This window comes from Pseudomonas sp. FSL R10-1339 (assembly GCF_009600545.1).
Lineage (GTDB): Bacteria > Pseudomonadota > Gammaproteobacteria > Pseudomonadales > Pseudomonadaceae > Aquipseudomonas > Aquipseudomonas bubulae.
The window spans coordinates 1-279 of record NZ_WIVQ01000317.1 but is presented as its reverse complement, the minus strand read 5'-3'; the positions used below and the strand labels follow the sequence as shown (position 1 = coordinate 279).

The window sequence follows — 279 nt, the reverse complement described above, 5'->3', positions numbered from 1 at the left end:
CGGTATTGACAACAAGCAATACCTTGCCCTTGTATTCAGAGAGACTTACCTCGTTGCCTTGGGCATCGGTAAGGCTGAAGTCATAGATTGTTGTCATTTTTCTTTCCTTCGCCCCCTTATTTGGATTGGTGTGGGTTGTCTGACCATAAATAGGCATGGCGAGACAAGCCGCTAGTAGCATTAAAAACGTAATTCTCATTCTATTATTCTTCGTTTATAAGTTTGTAAATCAGTCTTTTTAGAGTCTCTGTCTATTCGTTCGTTAAGGAGGTCTTATTC

At 40.5% G+C, this 279-nt stretch carries 1 pseudogene; it reads right to left on the bottom strand.

Going from position 1 to position 279, the window contains the following annotated elements:
* Nucleotides 1-199, bottom strand: a pseudogene (locus GHO03_RS25435) (hypothetical protein); the annotation flags it as partial.
* Between the last annotated feature and the right edge of the window lie 80 nt (nucleotides 200-279).